2 protein-coding genes are annotated in these 1,308 nt (G+C 73.4%); both read left to right on the top strand.

Going from position 1 to position 1,308, the window contains the following annotated elements; all coding sequences use genetic code 11:
• On the top strand, positions 1-702 hold a 702-nt coding region (locus AC27IO_RS24310), incomplete at its 5' end, for a response regulator (RefSeq protein ID WP_498741225.1).
• A gap of 11 nt (positions 703-713) precedes the next feature.
• On the top strand, positions 714-1,308 hold a 595-nt coding region (locus AC27IO_RS24315), incomplete at its 3' end, for a response regulator (RefSeq protein WP_498741226.1).

Genomic DNA, 1,308 nt, shown 5'->3' on the forward strand with positions numbered 1-1,308 from the left:
CGCCGGGGCTACGCCGGCCCGCGCCGCCGCCTGCTGGTGGTGGACAACGAAGAGGCCGACCGCGAGCTGCTGGTGCAACTGCTCGCGCCGCTGGGCTTCACCCTGCGCACCGCCGCCAGCGGCCACGACGCGCTGGACCTGATCGCGGCCGGCTACCGGCCCGATGCGGTGTTCATGGACCTCGCCATGCCGGGCATCGACGGCTGGGAGACCATCCGCCGCCTGCGCCAGCTCGAAGGCGCCGTGCAAGGCGCGCAGGCGCCCGCGCACATCGCCGTGGTCTCCGCCAACGCCTTCGACAAGGGGCTGGAGAACGATGGGGGCATCCGCCCCGAGGATTTCATCGTCAAGCCCGTGCGCCACAGCGAACTGCTGGACTGGCTGGAGCGGCGCCTGGCCCTCGTCTGGATCGAGGAAGGGCCGGCACCGTCCGCGCCACCCGCTCCGGGCCCGACCTCGGAGCCGCCCCGGGGTCCCGCCGCCGATGCGCTGCCCGACCCGTCCCGCCTGCCGGCCCTGTCCGAAGCCGTCGAGCTGGGCTACTACCGCGGCGTGCTCAACCAGCTGGGCGCCATCGAGGCCGCGCAGCCCGGGTGCACGGCCTGGGTGGGCGAGGCGCGCGACCATGCGCGGCAGTTCCGTTTCGAGGCCATCGCCCGCATGGTGGCCGAGGCCGCCGCATCCCATCCTCCTTCCCCATGACCGCGACCGCCATGCTCCCCACCGATGCGCTGCCCCTGGATGCCACCGCGCAGGCGCTCGACCGCACCCGCGCCGACGTGGTGCTGATCGTGGACGACGTGCCCGACAACCTCGCCGTGCTGCACGACGCGCTCGACGAATCCGGCTATACCGTGCTCGTGGCCACCAATGGCGAGACCGCGCTGTCGCGCGCGGCGCAGGCGCTGCCCGACGTGGTGCTGCTCGACGCGATGATGCCGGGCATGGACGGCTTCGAGGTCGCGCGGCGGCTGAAAGGCCTGCCGGCCACCGCGCACATCCCCATCATCTTCATGACCGGCCTGACCGAGACCGAGCACCTGGTCGCCGCGCTGGACGCGGGCGGCGTCGACTACGTGACCAAGCCCATCAAGCCCAAGGAGGTGCTCGCGCGCATGAACGTGCACCTGCAGGGCGCGCGCCGTGCCCGCCAGGAGATCCGCCAGGCCGGCCAGGCGCGCAACGCGCTCGACGCCTTCGGCTACGCCAGCATCACCGTCCGCGCGAGCGACGGCCGGCTCATGTGGCAGACCGCCCTGGCGCGCGAGCTGCTGCACGGCTACTTCGGTGGCGGTGCGGCCACCGGCG

Source organism: Acidovorax sp. KNOB132 (genome assembly GCF_057541515.1).